This is a genomic window from Streptomyces anulatus (genome assembly GCF_000721175.1).
GTDB lineage: Bacteria > Actinomycetota > Actinomycetes > Streptomycetales > Streptomycetaceae > Streptomyces > Streptomyces anulatus_C.
On the sequence record NZ_JOEZ01000007.1, the window covers coordinates 345784 to 360228 of the forward strand.

At 71.1% G+C, this 14445-nt stretch carries 11 protein-coding genes; 3 read left to right on the plus strand and 8 right to left on the minus strand.

What is annotated here, in order from left to right:
• On the minus strand, positions 1 to 858 hold the full coding sequence (locus IG90_RS0110070) for a DUF4097 family beta strand repeat-containing protein (protein WP_030580773.1): 858 nt from the start codon (positions 856 to 858) through the stop codon (positions 1 to 3).
• Positions 859 to 1011: 153 nt separating this feature from the next.
• Here IG90_RS0110070 and IG90_RS0110075 point away from each other — a divergent pair, with 153 nt between their 5' ends.
• The gene (locus IG90_RS0110075; protein ID WP_030580775.1) at positions 1012 to 1842 is read left to right on the plus strand and encodes a hypothetical protein; all 831 of its coding nucleotides are present in this window, start codon (positions 1012 to 1014) and stop codon (positions 1840 to 1842) included.
• Between the two features lie 14 nt (positions 1843 to 1856).
• Here IG90_RS0110075 and IG90_RS0110080 read toward each other — a convergent pair whose 3' ends face one another.
• From IG90_RS0110080 to IG90_RS0110100, 5 genes are all read right to left on the minus strand, one after another.
• Positions 1857 to 2042 (minus strand): DUF6104 family protein, encoded by a 186-nt coding sequence (locus IG90_RS0110080; RefSeq protein WP_003966321.1) that lies wholly within the window; start codon positions 2040 to 2042, stop codon positions 1857 to 1859.
• Positions 2043 to 2142: 100 nt separating this feature from the next.
• Positions 2143 to 5949, minus strand: a complete 3807-nt coding sequence (locus tag IG90_RS0110085; protein ID WP_030580777.1) for a multifunctional oxoglutarate decarboxylase/oxoglutarate dehydrogenase thiamine pyrophosphate-binding subunit/dihydrolipoyllysine-residue succinyltransferase subunit — start codon at positions 5947 to 5949, stop codon at positions 2143 to 2145.
• Positions 5950 to 6231: 282 nt separating this feature from the next.
• The gene (locus IG90_RS0110090; RefSeq protein WP_030580779.1) at positions 6232 to 7308 is read right to left on the minus strand and encodes a HAMP domain-containing sensor histidine kinase; all 1077 of its coding nucleotides are present in this window, start codon (positions 7306 to 7308) and stop codon (positions 6232 to 6234) included.
• A complete protein-coding gene (locus tag IG90_RS0110095) occupies positions 7305 to 8042 on the minus strand; it encodes a response regulator transcription factor (protein WP_030580780.1) in 738 nt (245 codons plus the stop codon). Before IG90_RS0110095 ends, IG90_RS0110090 begins: the two co-directional genes overlap by 4 nt.
• A gap of 234 nt (positions 8043 to 8276) precedes the next feature.
• Positions 8277 to 8960 carry a spermidine synthase family protein gene (locus tag IG90_RS0110100; RefSeq protein ID WP_030580782.1) on the minus strand — a complete coding sequence of 228 codons (684 nt, stop codon included), beginning with the start codon at positions 8958 to 8960 and terminating at the stop codon, positions 8277 to 8279.
• Between the two features lie 313 nt (positions 8961 to 9273).
• Here IG90_RS0110100 and lon point away from each other — a divergent pair, with 313 nt between their 5' ends.
• Positions 9274 to 11694, plus strand: coding sequence for an endopeptidase La (gene lon / locus IG90_RS0110105; RefSeq protein WP_030580785.1), 2421 nt, complete (start codon positions 9274 to 9276; stop codon positions 11692 to 11694).
• Positions 11695 to 11796: 102 nt separating this feature from the next.
• Here the strand turns inward: lon and IG90_RS0110110 are convergent, their stop codons facing one another.
• The gene (locus IG90_RS0110110; protein ID WP_206433950.1) at positions 11797 to 12549 is read right to left on the minus strand and encodes a polysaccharide deacetylase family protein; all 753 of its coding nucleotides are present in this window, start codon (positions 12547 to 12549) and stop codon (positions 11797 to 11799) included.
• Between the two features lie 254 nt (positions 12550 to 12803).
• Here IG90_RS0110110 and IG90_RS0110115 point away from each other — a divergent pair, with 254 nt between their 5' ends.
• Complete coding sequence (locus IG90_RS0110115; protein ID WP_030580791.1) at positions 12804 to 13286, plus strand: MarR family winged helix-turn-helix transcriptional regulator; 483 nt, start codon at positions 12804 to 12806, stop codon at positions 13284 to 13286.
• Positions 13287 to 13356: 70 nt separating this feature from the next.
• Here IG90_RS0110115 and IG90_RS0110120 read toward each other — a convergent pair whose 3' ends face one another.
• Positions 13357 to 14151 (minus strand): protein phosphatase 2C domain-containing protein, encoded by a 795-nt coding sequence (locus IG90_RS0110120; RefSeq protein WP_030580793.1) that lies wholly within the window; start codon positions 14149 to 14151, stop codon positions 13357 to 13359.
• Positions 14152 to 14445: the final 294 nt, after the last annotated feature.

Below are 14445 nucleotides of genomic sequence, written 5' to 3' on the forward strand. Positions count from 1 at the left end.
TCAGAGAACCTTTCCGGTCGGCTCGGCGGCGTACGCGTCGTCCTCGGCGGGCGGCCTGCGCAGGAGGGCGATCGAACCGGACACGGTCGTCGCCCGCAGGGTCCCCGTCCCGGCGCCCAGCGTGCCGGTGACCTTCTTCGCCCCCCACTGCCCGCCGACCCGCAGGTCCTCGAAGGCGTTGGAGACGTCCCCGCTCGCGGTGTTCGCCTCGACCCTGGCGTCGGCCGGGTGCGGCAGCCGGATCGCGATCTCGCCGGACACCGTGGTCAGCCGGATGTCCGTTGGCTTCCCGGACGGGTCGACGTCCAGCACCATGTCCCCGCTGACGGACTCGGCCCGGACCGAGGCGCCCGCCCCGTCGACCACCGTCAGATCACCGGACACGGAGTGGAAGCGCAGGTCCCCCGTGACGCTCTGCGCCTCCAGGCTGCCCGACACGGACTCCCCGCGCACCGCGCCGGTCAGCCCGACGAGCGTGGAGTCCCCGGTGATGCCGCGGACCTCGGTGCGGCCGCTGATGCCGGAGACGACGGCCCCGGCGCCGATCACGCCGACCTCGACCGAGGAACCGGCCGGCACGACGAGCGAGACGACGGCACTGCGGCGGCGGCCTTTGGGGTCGAACCAGCGCAGGAAGTCCTGCCAGGGCAGGTCCTCGTAGGCCACGGTGAGCCGGTCGTCCTCCTGGGTCACGATCAGCGGCGGGCCCTCGATCGCGGAGATCTCCAGCCGGGCGTCCGGCTCGTCGGTCCCCACCACGTTGACCGTGCCGTCGACGATGCGCACGTGGAGCGCCGCCACCGGATCGTCGAAGGCGAGCTTCCGCGGCTCGGCGATGGTCCATGTCGACACGGGCATGGATGTGACCTCCCGGAAAGCGTGGTGACGCAACATATCGCGTCTCGTTCAGAACACGATATATCGCGGATGGGGGAAGTCAAGGGAAGTCGACGGGGTGCGAAGTGCATACAACAGCATCAAAAATGGGCATATTGCCCTAGCGTGTGAGCCATGAACGCGACATCCACCGGGGCCCTCCTGCTGTGCCGGGCCGACCCCGAGACCGTACGGCCGCTCGCCCACCTGCTGCGCGAGCAGATGCTGCTGGCCCGCGCGGGCGAGGAGTGGAGCGTGCTCGTCCCGGAGGGGAAGCCCTGGCGGACCGGGGGCGCGGAGCCGGACGCGGAGCCGGTCGACCGGGTCCTCGGCGGCTGGGCCACCGCGCTCGCCGTCGGCTCCACCTGGCCGGTGCTCGCCCTGTGGTGGGACGCCGACCGGGCCGGATACACCCTCGCCGCCGGATTCCGGCGTCCCGTCGGCTACATCTGGCTGACCGACGGCACCCCGGTGGGCGAGGACGAGGCCATGCGCACCTTCGCGGTCCGGCTCGGCCTCGACCCGGTGCTGGACGTAGAGGCGCTGGAAGCACTCACCCGCCCCGATCCGGACGCGGGCGCGGACGCCCGGCTGCGCGGACTGCTCGCCGTCCTCACCCGTACCGGGCTGGCGGTGCCCGCCGGACTCTCCCCGGGCGAGAGCGCCGACCGGCTGCGCAGCGTCGCCGCTGTGCAGCGCGGGGTGGAGCGCGTCGAATGGGCCGGCTGGCGTGATGCCGTACGCGTCGAACTGGACGCGGTCGAGAGCAGCCGGGTCGGCCCGTGGGTACGCGGCCCCCGCGCGCGGGCCGTCGCCGCCGTCCAGCTCGCGGCCGGGCTCCCGCTCCTGCTGTGGGGCGCCCGCCGCCGCAGCGGTGGCTGGGCGGCGGCCGGCGCGGTGCTCCTGGCGCAGGGCGCGCTGGGACTCGCGTACGAACGGGCCAGGGCGGGCGCGGACGCCTACTAGCTAGAACGCGCGGGTCACGCGTCCTCGTCGTCCTCGTCGTCCAGCCGGGCCAGCCAGGTCGCGAGGCGCTCGACGGGCACCTCGAAGTCGGGGTTGAGATCGACGAACGTCCGCAGCTGCTCGGCGAGCCACTCGAAGGTGACCTCCTCCTCGCCGCGCCGCTTCTCCAGTTCCTCGATGCCACGGTCCGTGAAGTACATGGGAAAAGGATAGCGAGGCCCGCCGGCCCCCAGAACGCCGGAGACCCGGCCCCGCGACAAGCGCGGAGCCGGGTCACCGGAGTGTTCGGCAGTGCGGTCCTCAGGCCTCGAAGACCTCGTCGACCAGCTGCGTCTGCTCCGCCTGGTGACGCTTGGCCGAGCCGACCGCCGGGGACGAGCCGTGCGGCCGCGAGATGCGGCGCAGGCGCTCGCCGTGCGGCACGTCCGAGCCGACCGCGAGGTCCAGGTGGTCGATCAGGTTGAGCGCGATGAACGGCCACGCACCCTGGTTCGCCGGCTCCTCCTGGGCCCACAGGTACTTCTCGGCGTTCGGGTACTTCGCGATCTCGGCCTGGATCTCCGCACCCGGCAGCGGGTACAGGCGCTCCAGCCGGATGATCGCCGTCTCCCTGTCGCCGCGCTTCTCCCGCTCGGCGTCCAGGTCGTAGTAGAGCTTGCCCGCGCAGAAGACGACCTTGCGGACGTCCTCGGCCTTGACCGACGCGTCGCCGATCACCGGGCGGAAGCCGCCGGTGGTGAACTCCTCGATCGTCGAGGCCGCGGCCTTCAGACGCAGCATCGACTTCGGGGTGAAGACGATGAGCGGCTTGTGGTGCGGGTTGTGCACCTGCCAGCGCAGCAGGTGGAAGTAGTTCGACGGGAGGGTCGGCATCGCGACCGTCATGTTGTCCTGCGCGCACATCTGGAGGAAGCGCTCGGGGCGGGCGGAGCTGTGGTCCGGGCCCTGGCCCTCGTAGCCGTGCGGCAGCAGCAGCGTGACGCCGGAGGTCTGGCCCCACTTCTGCTCGGCCGAGGAGATGAACTCGTCCACGACGGTCTGCGCGCCGTTGACGAAGTCACCGAACTGGGCCTCCCAGATGACCAGCGACTCCGGACGGGCCAGCGAGTAGCCGTACTCGAAGCCCATCGCCGCGTACTCCGAGAGCAGCGAGTCGTAGACGTTGTACCGGGCCTGGTCGTCGGCCAGGTACAGCAGCGGGGTGTAGTCCTCGCCGGTGACCTGGTCGACCAGGACCGCGTGGCGCTGGCCGAACGTGCCGCGGCGGGTGTCCTGGCCGGCGAGCCGGACCGGGGTGCCCTCCATCAGCAGCGAACCGATGGCCAGGGTCTCGCCCATGCCCCAGTCGATCGTGCCGTTCTCCACCGAGGCCGCGCGACGCTGCATCTGCGGCATCAGGCGGGGGTGGACGGTGATCGACTCGGGGATGTTGACCTGCGACTCGGCGATCCGCTTGACGACCTCGGTGGAGACCGCGGTCTCCACGGCCACCGGGAACGCCGCCTGCGGCTCCGGGACGTGCGGGGCGGCGGGCTGCGAGGTGGCCTCGCGGACCTCCGCGAAGACCTTCTCCAGCTGACCCTGGAAGTCCTGGAGCGCCTGCTCCGCCTCTTCCAGCGTGATGTCGCCGCGACCGATGAGGGACTCGGTGTAGAGCTTGCGCACCGAGCGCTTCTTGTCGATCAGGGTGTACATCTGCGGGTTGGTGAACTCCGGGTTGTCGCCCTCGTTGTGACCGCGGCGGCGGTAGCAGATGAGGTCGATCACGACGTCCTTGTTGAACGCCTGCCGGAACTCGAAGGCCAGCCGCGCGACGCGGACCACGGCCTCCGGGTCGTCGCCGTTGACGTGGATGATCGGCGCCTCGATCATGCGCGCCACGTCGGTGGCGTACATCGAGGAGCGCGAGGACTCCGGGGCGGCGGTGAAGCCGACCTGGTTGTTGATCACCACGTGCACGGTGCCGCCGGTGCGGTAGCCGCGCAGCTGCGACATGTTGAGCGTCTCGGCGACGACGCCCTGGCCCGCGAAGGCCGCGTCGCCGTGGAGCGCGACGGGCAGGACCGTGAAGTCCGTGCCGCCCTTGTTGATGATGTCCTGCTTGGCGCGGGCGATGCCCTCCAGGACCGGGTCGACCGCCTCCAGGTGCGAGGGGTTGGCGGCCAGCGAGACCTTGATCTGCTCGCCGTCCAGACCGGTGAAGGTGCCCTCGGCGCCCAGGTGGTACTTGACGTCGCCGGAGCCGTGCATCGAGCGCGGGTCGAGGTTGCCCTCGAACTCGCGGAAGATCTGCGCGTACGACTTGCCGACGATGTTCGCCAGGACGTTCAGCCGGCCGCGGTGGGCCATGCCGATGACGACCTCGTCGAGGCGGGCCTCGGCGGCGGAGTCCAGCACCGCGTCGAGCAGCGGGATGACGGACTCGCCGCCCTCCAGCGAGAACCGCTTCTGGCCGACGTACTTCGTCTGCAGGAACGTCTCGAACGCCTCCGCGGCGTTCAGCCGGCGCAGGATGCGCAGCTGCTCCTCGCGCTCGGGCTTCGGGCGCGGGCGCTCGACCCGGTCCTGGAGCCACTTGCGCTGCTTCGGGTCCTGGATGTGCATGAACTCGATGCCGGTGGTGCGGCAGTACGACTCGCGGAGCACACCGAGGATGTCGCGGAGCTTCATCATCGTCTTGCCGGCGAACCCGCCGACCGCGAAGTCCCGCTCCAGGTCCCACAGGGTGAGGCCGTGCTCGGTGATGTCCAGGTCGGGGTGCTTGCGCTGGTGGTACTCCAGCGGGTCGGTGTCGGCCATGACGTGGCCGCGGACCCGGTAGGAGTGGATCAGCTCGAAGACCCGCGCGGCCTTGGTGACGTCGTCGTCGTGCGAGGCGTCGATGTCCTTGAGCCAGCGGACCGGCTCGTAGGGGATGCGCAGCGCCTTGAAGATCTCGTCGTAGAACTCGTTCTCGCCGAGCAGCAGCTGGGAGAGGACCCGCAGGAACTCGCCGGAGGCGGCGCCCTGGATGACCCGGTGGTCGTAGGTCGAGGTCAGCGTCATGACCTTCGAGATACCGAGCTTGTTCAGGGTGTCCTGCGAAGTGCCCTGGAACTCCGCCGGGTAGTCCATCGCGCCGACGCCCATGATGAGGCCCTGACCGGGCATCAGGCGGGGCACCGAGTGAACGGTGCCGATGCCGCCGGGGTTGGTCAGCGAGGCGGTGACGCCGGAGAAGTCGTCCATGCCGAGCTTGCCGATGCGGGCGCGCCGGACGATGTCCTCGTACGCCTGCCAGAACTCGAAGAAGTTGAGCGTCTCGGCCTTCTTGATGGCCGCGACGACCAGCTGGCGGTCGCCGTTCGGCTTCACCAGGTCGATGGCCAGACCCAGGTTGATGTGCTCCGGCTTGACCAGGGTCGGCTTGCCGTCCTTCGTGGCGAAGGAGTAGTTCATCGACGGCATGGCCTTGAGGGCCTGCACCATCGCGTACCCGATGAGGTGCGTGAAGGAGATCTTCCCGCCGCGGGCGCGCTTGAGGTGGTTGTTGATGACGATGCGGTTGTCGAAGAGCAGCTTCACCGGGACCGCGCGGACGGATGTGGCCGTCGGCAGCTCCAGCGAGGCGTTCATGTTCTTCGCGACGGCGGCCGAAGGGCCGCGCAGCGTCACGTACTCCGGGCCGGCCGGGGCCTCGGTGGCCTCGTCCGCCTTGGCGGGTGCGGCGGCGGGCTTCGCCGTCGCGGGCTTCGCCGGAGCCGGAGCGGCTGCCGGGGCGGCCTTGGCCGGGGCCGGCTGCGCGGGAGCCGCCGGGGCGGCTGCGGGCGCGGGCTTCGCCGGAGCGGGCGCGGCCGGAGCGGGCGCGGCCGGGGCGGCGGATGCCGGGGCCTCGGTCACCGGGGCCCCGTCGCCGGGAACGGGCTTGTCCGCCGTGCCGGAGGCACCCGGCTTGTAGTCGGCGAAGAAGTCCCACCAGGCGCGATCGACCGAACTGGGATCCTGGAGGTACTGCTGGTAGATCTCGTCGACGAGCCATTCATTGGCGCCGAACGCCGCGGCCGGGTTGGTGCCCGGTCCGGCTTGGTCGGTCGAGATGCTCGAGTTACTGGGGGACTGAGACGACACGGCGGCAACCGCCCTCTTCCGCTTCACAAGGTGATGGACAGCGGAAATCAAGGCTACGCCCCCCGAACCGTTCCTTGCAGGCCGGGCCGGTGCTTCGTCGTGCACATCACATCGGAAGGCGGGTTTCGGCGAAGGAAATGGCGGGAAACAAGCGAGGTTCCACTGCACTTCGGGTACGCAGGACCGTGGATACGGTCATCCGACCGTATCCCCTTGAAGTCCTCTGCTGGCAGGACGCGGATGAACGCGCCCTTCCGCTTCGACCCTATGTCAACGGCGCCGTCAACCGCGCGGCTCGGAGATTCCCGGGAGGGTGACCTGGATGCGGCAGCCCCGTGCGGATTCGGCCACCCCGATCCTGCCGCCGTGCAGATCGACCGCCCAACGGGCGATGGCCAGCCCCAGTCCCGTGCCGCCGTCGCTCCCCGGACCGTGCGGGGACGGCGCCTGGCCCCGGTTGAAGCGCTCGAACACCCGGTGGCGCTCCGCCTCCGGGATGCCGGGCCCCTCGTCGATGACTTCCAGCTCCAGCGACTCGGGGTGGGCCCCGCGCCGCGCGAGCACCGTCACCCGGCCGTGCGGCGGGCTGTGCCTGACCGCGTTGTCGATGAGGTTCGCGACCACCTGGTGCAGCCGCTCGGCGTCCGCGTGCGCGGTGAGCTCCGGCGGCGAGACGTCCAGGTGCAGATGGACGTCCGTACGGGAGTGGTTGCCCGAACCCGACGACAGGCCTCGCCGGGAGGTGGCGAGATTGGCCTCTTTCAGTACGCCCGAGAGATACGGCCACACCTCGAAACGGCGTGCCTTGAGCGCCACCACCCCGTTGTCCAGCCGCGACAGGTCCAGCAGCGTCTCGACCAGCCGGCCGAGCCGTTCCGTCTGCTTCAGCGCCGTGCGCATCGTCTCCGGATCGGCGGCGGACACCCCGTCCACCACGTTCTCCAGCACGGCTCTCAGCGCCGCGATGGGGGTGCGCAGTTCATGGCTGACATTGGCGACCAGCTCTTTTCGATGCCGGTCCTCCGCCTCCAGATCGTCCGCCATGCGGTTGATCGTCCGCGCCAGGTCGCCCAGCTCGTCCCGCCGCGCCGCGCCGCTCACCCGGCGCGTGTAGTCGCCGTGCGAGATGGACCGGGCCACCGCTCTCATCTCGTCCAGCGGCGCCGTCAGACCGTGCGCCACGAACTGGGTGATCAGCAGCGTCGCGATCACCGAGAACACCGTGATGAAGCGGAACTCCGTACGGGTCCGCAACGCGACGATCAGCAGGCCCGTGGTGATGAACACCGAGACCACGACGAGGGTGCCGAGCTTGGCCTTGATCGAGAAGGGCCGCAGCCCGGACCCTGGCCGCGTCATGGCGCGGGAGTCTCCAGGGCGTAGCCCACGCCGTGCACGGTACGGATCCGCTCCGCGCCGATCTTCCGGCGCAGCGCCTTGATGTGGCTGTCGACCGTGCGGGTGCCCGAGGCGTCCGCCCAGTCCCACACCTCGGCCAGCAGCTGCTCCCGGGAGAGCACCGCGCGCGGGGTGTTGGCGAGGCAGACCAGCAGGTCGAACTCGGTCGGCGTGAGGTGGACGTCCTCGGCGCGCACCCGGACCCGGCGCTGCGAGTGGTCGATCTCCAGCTCACCCAGACGCAGTATCCCGCTGCGCGGGGTGACGGCGGCCAGTGCGGCCCGCTCCACCCGCCGCAGCAGCACGTGCACCCGGGCGGCCAGCTCCCGCATGGAGAACGGCTTGGTCATGTAGTCGTCGGCGCCGACCCCGAGCCCGACCAGCATGTCGGTCTCGTCGTCGCGTGCGGTGAGCATCAGCACCGGCACCGGGCGCTGCGCCTGCACCCGGCGGCAGACCTCCAGGCCGTCGAAGCCGGGAAGCATGATGTCGAGCACCATCAGATCGGGCTGCCAGGCCTCGGCCGCGTCCACGGCCGCAGGGCCGTCCAGCGCGGTCTGCACCAGGAAGCCCTCCGCCCGCAGCCGGGCGGAAATGGCGTCGACGATCGTGGGGTCGTCCTCGACCACCAGCACCCGGCGCTGAGCCCCTGGGGTGGCCGCGACGCCGTTGTGGGTGGTGTGTGTCTGTTCCATCGCCCCGCCCCTGCCCGTTCTCGCGGGAGCCATTCCCCCGGAGGCACGGTATTCGCTCGTGAATTTCGTGGGTGATCCCGTGTGCCGGTCAGCAGCGTAAAGGCAGCGGAGGGCTCCCGGCTACGCAGGGTGTTGCCCCGGTGGTGCGAGTTACCAGCCACCGGGCAACCGGATCGTCGCCCGTGTGCCGGTTGTCCCGTGCCACCGCCGGGCCGCGCATACCGGGAGGAGGGGTCAGGCCGCCCGGAGTGCGAGATGGACCACGTCGGGCACACCTCGGGCAACGGCCACTTCTTCCGTCCTAACCCCGCTGAACCCGGCATTCCGCAACGCCTGTTCGAAGGCCGCCGACGGCTGCGCGGACCAGACGGCGAGCACGCCGCCCGGCGTCAGCCGGTCGTGGCAGTGCGCGAGCCCGGCAGCGGAGTAGAGGCTCCCGTTGTCCTCCGTGACGGTCCAGTCGGGCCCGTTGTCGATGTCCAGGCAGAGCGCGTCGTAACGCTCCGTGGCCGTACGGAGGTGGGCGACCAGATCGGTGTGCAGGATCCCGGTCCGCGGGTCGGCCAGGGCCGGCCCGGTGATCCGGTCCAGCGGCCCGGCCCGGTGCCAGTCCACGATCGCCTGCTCCCGCTCCACGACCACGATCCGCCCCCAGCGCTCCTCCTCGGCGGCCCGCACCAGGGAGAACCCGACGCCCAGACCGCCGATCAGCACCGAAGGGCCGGTCCGCCCGGCCGGCAGCGCGGCCAGCGCGGCGTCGATCAGCAGCCGCTCGGAGCGCCCGTCGGAGGTGTCCATCAGGAAGCAGCCGTTGGCGATGATCTCGAAGTGCTCCCCGCGCTCCCGCAGCACGACCTCGCCGAAGGGGCCCTCGCGCCGGTCGAGGACGACGGGGGTGTCGGGGAGGCGCGTCGGCATCGGGTCGGGGGCGTGCGGTGCGGACATCGCGGACATCGTGTGGCTCTCCGGTCTCCGGTCGTAGCGGTCGGTGTCCGCCATCCTGTCCCGACGCCCGGGCCGAGGGCCAGCGGGTTCGGCGCTCCGGGCGGGTCGCCGGGCGGGGAACAACCGCCGGTCCGGCGGTGCTCCCGTACACGGAGGGCCTGCCCCGGCGGGCGGGCGTGTCGACCCGGAACACCTGATCGCTCAGAGCGAACAAAGAGTGGGGAACATTCGGCGGCTCAGGAGCATTGAGTCCGTGTAGCTCAACTTGCCTGCCGAAGGGGAGATCATGACTAACGAGTCCCAGGCGTTCACGCCGATCGACCTGCCCGTGCTGCCGCTCGACGACGAGGTCGTCCTGCCCGGCATGGTGGTGCCGCTCGACCTGTCCGACACCGAGGTGCGCGCCGCCGTCGAGGCCGCGCAGGCCGCCGCCCGCCCCGGCGGCGGCAAGCCCGAGGTGCTGCTGGTCCCGCGGATCGACGGGACGTACACCGGGACCGGTGTCCTCGGCACCGTCGAGCAGGTCGGACGCCTGTCGGACGGCGATCCGGGCGCACTCATCCGGGCCCGCGACCGGGTCCGCATCGGCGCCGGGACCAGCGGGCCCGGCCGGGCGCTCTGGGTCGAGGGAACCGTGCTCGACACCAGCGCCCCCGACCCGCTGCCCGGATCCGCCGCCGAGCTCGTCAAGGAGTACAAGGCGCTCGCCACCAGCTGGCTGAAGAAGCGCGGCGCCTGGCAGGTCGTGGACCGGGTCCAGCAGATCGACGACATCTCCGCGCTCGCCGACAACTCCGGATACTCGCCGTTCCTCACCACCGCCCAGAAGGTCCAGCTCCTGGAGACCGTGGACCCGATCGCGCGGCTGAAGCTCGCCATCCAGTGGCTGGGCGAGCACCTCGCCGAGCAGGACGTGGCCGAGTCCATCGCCAAGGACGTCCAGAACGGCGTCGACAAGCAGCAGCGCGAGTTCCTGCTGCGCCGCCAGCTGGACGCCGTGCGCAAGGAGCTCTCCCAGCTCAACGGCGACCCGGAGGACGAGTCCGACGACTACCGGACCCGCGTCGAGTCCGCCGACCTGCCCGAGCACGTCCGCGAGGCCGCGCTCAAGGAGGTCGAGAAGCTGGAGCGCTCCAGCGACCAGTCGCCCGAGGGCTCCTGGATCCGCACCTGGCTGGACACCGTCCTCGAACTGCCCTGGACCGAGCGGACCGAGGACGCCTACGACATCCGCGGCGCCCAGGAGGTCCTGGACGCCGAGCACGCCGGCCTCGCCGACGTGAAGGAGCGCATCACCGAGTACCTCGCGGTGCGCAAGCGCCGCGCCGACCGGGGCCTCGGCGTCGTCGGCGGCCGCCGCGGCGGCGCCGTCCTCGCCCTCGTCGGCCCGCCCGGCGTCGGCAAGACCTCGCTCGGCGAGTCCGTCGCGCACGCCATGGGCCGCAAGTTCGTCCGCGTCGCGCTCGGCGGTGTCCGGGACGAGGCGGAGATCCGCGGCCACCGGCGTACGTACGTGGGCGCCCTCCCCGGACGCATCGTGCGGGCCGTCAAGGAGGCCGGTTCGATGAACCCGGTCGTCCTGCTCGACGAGATCGACAAGGTCGGCTCCGACTTCCGGGGCGACCCGGCCGCCGCTCTCCTCGAAGTCCTCGACCCGGCCCAGAACCACACCTTCCGCGACCACTACCTGGAGGTCGAGCTCGACCTCAGCGACGTCGTCTTCCTCGCCACGGCCAACGTGCTCGAAGCCATCCCCGAGGCCCTGCTCGACCGCATGGAGCTGGTCCGCCTCGACGGCTACACCGAGGACGAGAAGGTCGTCATCGCCCGGGACCACCTGCTCCCGCGCCAGCTGGAGCGGGCCGGCCTGGAGAAGGACGAGGTCGCCCTTGAGGAGTCGGCGCTGCGCAAGCTGGCCGGCGAGTACACCCGCGAGGCGGGCGTACGGAATCTGGAGCGGGCGGTGGCCCGGCTGCTCCGCAAGGTCGCGGCCCAGCACGAGCTGGGCGACCGCGAACTGCCGTTCACGGTGACCGACGCAGACCTGCGCGGCCTCATCGGCCGTCCGCACCACGTGCCCGAGTCCGCCCAGGACCCGGCCGGGCGCCGCACCGCGGTGCCGGGCGTGGCCACCGGACTCGCGGTGACCGGGGCGGGCGGTGACGTCCTCTTCGTCGAGGCGTCGCTCGCCGACCCGGAGACCGGGGCGTCCGGACTGACCCTGACCGGTCAGCTCGGGGACGTCATGAAGGAGTCGGCGCAGATCGCGCTGAGCTTCCTGCGGTCGCACGGCGCGGAGCTGGAGCTGCCGGTCGCGGACCTCAAGGACCGGGGTGTGCACATCCACTTCCCGGCGGGCGCGGTCCCGAAGGACGGCCCGAGCGCAGGTATCACCCTGACGACCGCCCTGGCCTCGCTGCTCTCCGGGCGCCTCGTCCGTACGGATGTGGCGATGACCGGTGAGGTGTCGCTGACCGGACGGGTGCTGCCGATCGGCGGCCTCAAGCAGAAGCTGCTGGCGGCCCACCGCGCGGGCGTCACCACCGTGGTGATCCCGCAGCGCAACGAGGCCGACCTGGACGACGTCCCGGCCGAGGTGCTGGACAAGCTGGACGTCCACCCGGTCACCGACGTCCGCCAGGTCCTGGAGATCGCCCTCGCCCCGGCTTCGGCCAGGACCGAGGACAGGATCCCGGCCGCGGCCTGACCGCCACGCGGTGACGGGCGCGGTATCAGGTGCGCGACCGGTACGGACGGCCCGCTTCCCGAGTCGACGGGGGCGGGCCGTTCCGTGTGCCGTCCGGACCGGTCAGGGGCGGTAGACCGTGCCCGGCTCCGGCTCGGCGGGGGCCATCAGTTCGGGGACGGTCACGAAGGTGTAGCCGTCCTTGTGGAGCGCGTCGATGATCCCGGGCACGGCGGGCACGGTGCCCTTGTAGATGTCGTGCAGCAGGATGATGCCGTCCTTGCTCGCCTGGTCCAGGATCCGCTTCTTGATCAGCGCGGAGTCGTTCGTGGAGTAGTCCTTGGCGGTGGCGCTCCACAGGACCTGGGAGAGCCCCAGGTCCTTGCTGATCTCCGAGACCGTGTCGTCGGTGCGGCCCTGCGGCGGTCGCATCAGGCGGGGCTTCTTGCCGGTGATCTTCTCGATGGCCAGCTGCGTCTTCTCCAGCTCGGCCCGTATCCCGTCCGGCTTCTGGTCGGTCAGGACTTTGTGCGTCCAGGTGTGGTTGGCGACCTCGTGACCCTCGTCCTCGATGCGCTGCACCGTGTCGGGGTGCTTGACGACGTGGTGCTTGCCCAGCAGGAAGAAGGTGGCGTGGACCTTCTTCTCCTTGAGGATGTCCAGCAGCCTCGGTGTGTCCTTGCCCGGACCCGCGTCGAAGGTCAGGGCTATGCACTTGGCCTTGCGGCAGTCCACCGGCCCGAACGAGCCCTTTGCGTCCGAGGCCGCCTCGCCGCGCGCCGAGCCCGGCGCCGTCGTGTCCATCGAGCAGCCGCTCGACGTCAGTGTGAGCGCCGTCACCAGTGCTGCGGTCAACCCCATCGTGGACAACGGCATCTTTCCGGGCACGACACATCACTCCTCTGTGCGGGAAATCCCGCACAGGTGTGCGGTACGCCGAGGACTATACATAGTGTGTATACATGGGGTGCATAGTAGGGCCCGGTGAGCGAAAGCCCCGGTGGCCTGGGTGCGGAAGAGCTCCGAGGGGCCGCCGTTGGTCTACTCCTGCGAAATACTGGCCGAACCGCGGCGTCGACCGGTCGCGGAAGAGACTTTCATCGGCAGAGAACCGTACGAGGGGTGCTGACGTGCGCGGGAACGACATCCGGCCGGAGCCGGGCACGCCGGACGAAAGCGGTGTGGACCACGAGTTTCTGGCGCTGGAGCGGGAGCTGGCCGTGTTCCTGCGCCGGGCGCGCGCCAGCTCGGGCGAGATGGCCCGGGAGGTCCACCCCGAACTGGAGCCCGCCGCCTACGGCCTGCTCGTCCGCCTGGAGGCGGCGGGCCGGCAGCGGGCGACCGAGCTGGCCGCCTACTTCGGCGTCGGCAAGGCCACGATGAGCCGCCAGCTGCACTCGCTGGAGAACCTCGGGCTGGTGGCCCGCGAACCCGACCCGGCCGACGGGCGCGCCTGGCTCGTCCATCTCACCGGCGACGGCCTGGCCCGCTTCCGCAGCGTCCGGGACGCCCGCCGCGGGCGCTATGTGCGCAAGCTGGCCGACTGGGACCGGGCCGAGATCGCCGAGCTGGCCCGGCTGCTGCACCAGCTCAACACCCGCGCCGAGAGCTGACCCGACGCCGACGCGCTCGCCGGAAGCCGCGCCGGAAGCGCCGCTGAGAGCTGACCCGGCGTCGTCGCTCTCACTCCAGCTCCACCAGGAGCGCGGTGGCGTCGTCGTGCGTCTTGCCGCGCCGCAGCCGCACGCGCCCGGCCTCCGCGTCGGCGACCTCCAGCTCCCGCACCCGGTCGATCAGCCCCTGCGGCCCCGCCTTCCGCAGCAGCCCCAGCGTGTCCGCCCAGTCGCCTTCGCCGAACACCTCCGTCCAGCGGGCCGCCCCGTCCGTGAGTGCGGCGAGGGCCCGGACGTCGGCCGCCGGGGTGCTGCCGGTCACCGCGCGCGAGGCCACCGACGGATCGGCGGCGGCCGTGAAGAAGCCGCCCTCCTTGTTGCGCACCGTGGAATCGGCGATCTCGTTCGAGGCGAGCGAGCCCGGCGGCAGCCGGTCCAGCCGGTCGTCGAGGACCACCCGGACCGTGCCGTCGCGGGACTCCAGCAGCAGGGCCGAGTCCGAGAGCACCAGGTGCTCGATCGCGCGTTCGTTCCAACGTGCCAGGACCACGGTCGCCTGAGGCGTGCGTACGTGAGAAAGGTCACAGGTGGCCCGATGGGTGTCGGCCGTACGGGAGATGGCCGCGGCCAGGATCCCGGTCAGGGTCAGGTCGGGGCGGGAACCGGACAGTTCCACCAGCGCGCCGCCCAACTGCGCGGTGAACCACGGGACCGAGTGCACACAACCGTCGTCCCCGGCCGGCGGGGTGACGCCGTCGAGCAGGACCAGCACACCGCCCTGGCCGGACGCGGGAAGGGCCGCGGAGACCCAGTCCTCGTTGGGGCGTTCGGGACTGCCGGGCGCGGTGGCGAGTTCGATGCGCATGCCGCCAGTCTGCACGAGCCCTTCACCGTCTCCGCACGCGACCGGATATGGCCTGTACCAGCAGGTCAACGCGGGAGCGCGGGGTGGAAGGAGTGACTCCGGACCGATTGCGGGCGGGCATCCTGCCAAAGGCGGAGCGGAAGTTCCACCCCACGGTCGATGCATGGTCAGGGGCACACCAGGGGAGACTTGTTCGCCAACTCCAGAGTGATGTTCACTCCTTCGAGTGGCGGAGCGGTTGATGAGCGCCTCCCTCTCATAAGCGCTGGAATGGTCAGAAGCCGTACCAGGAGC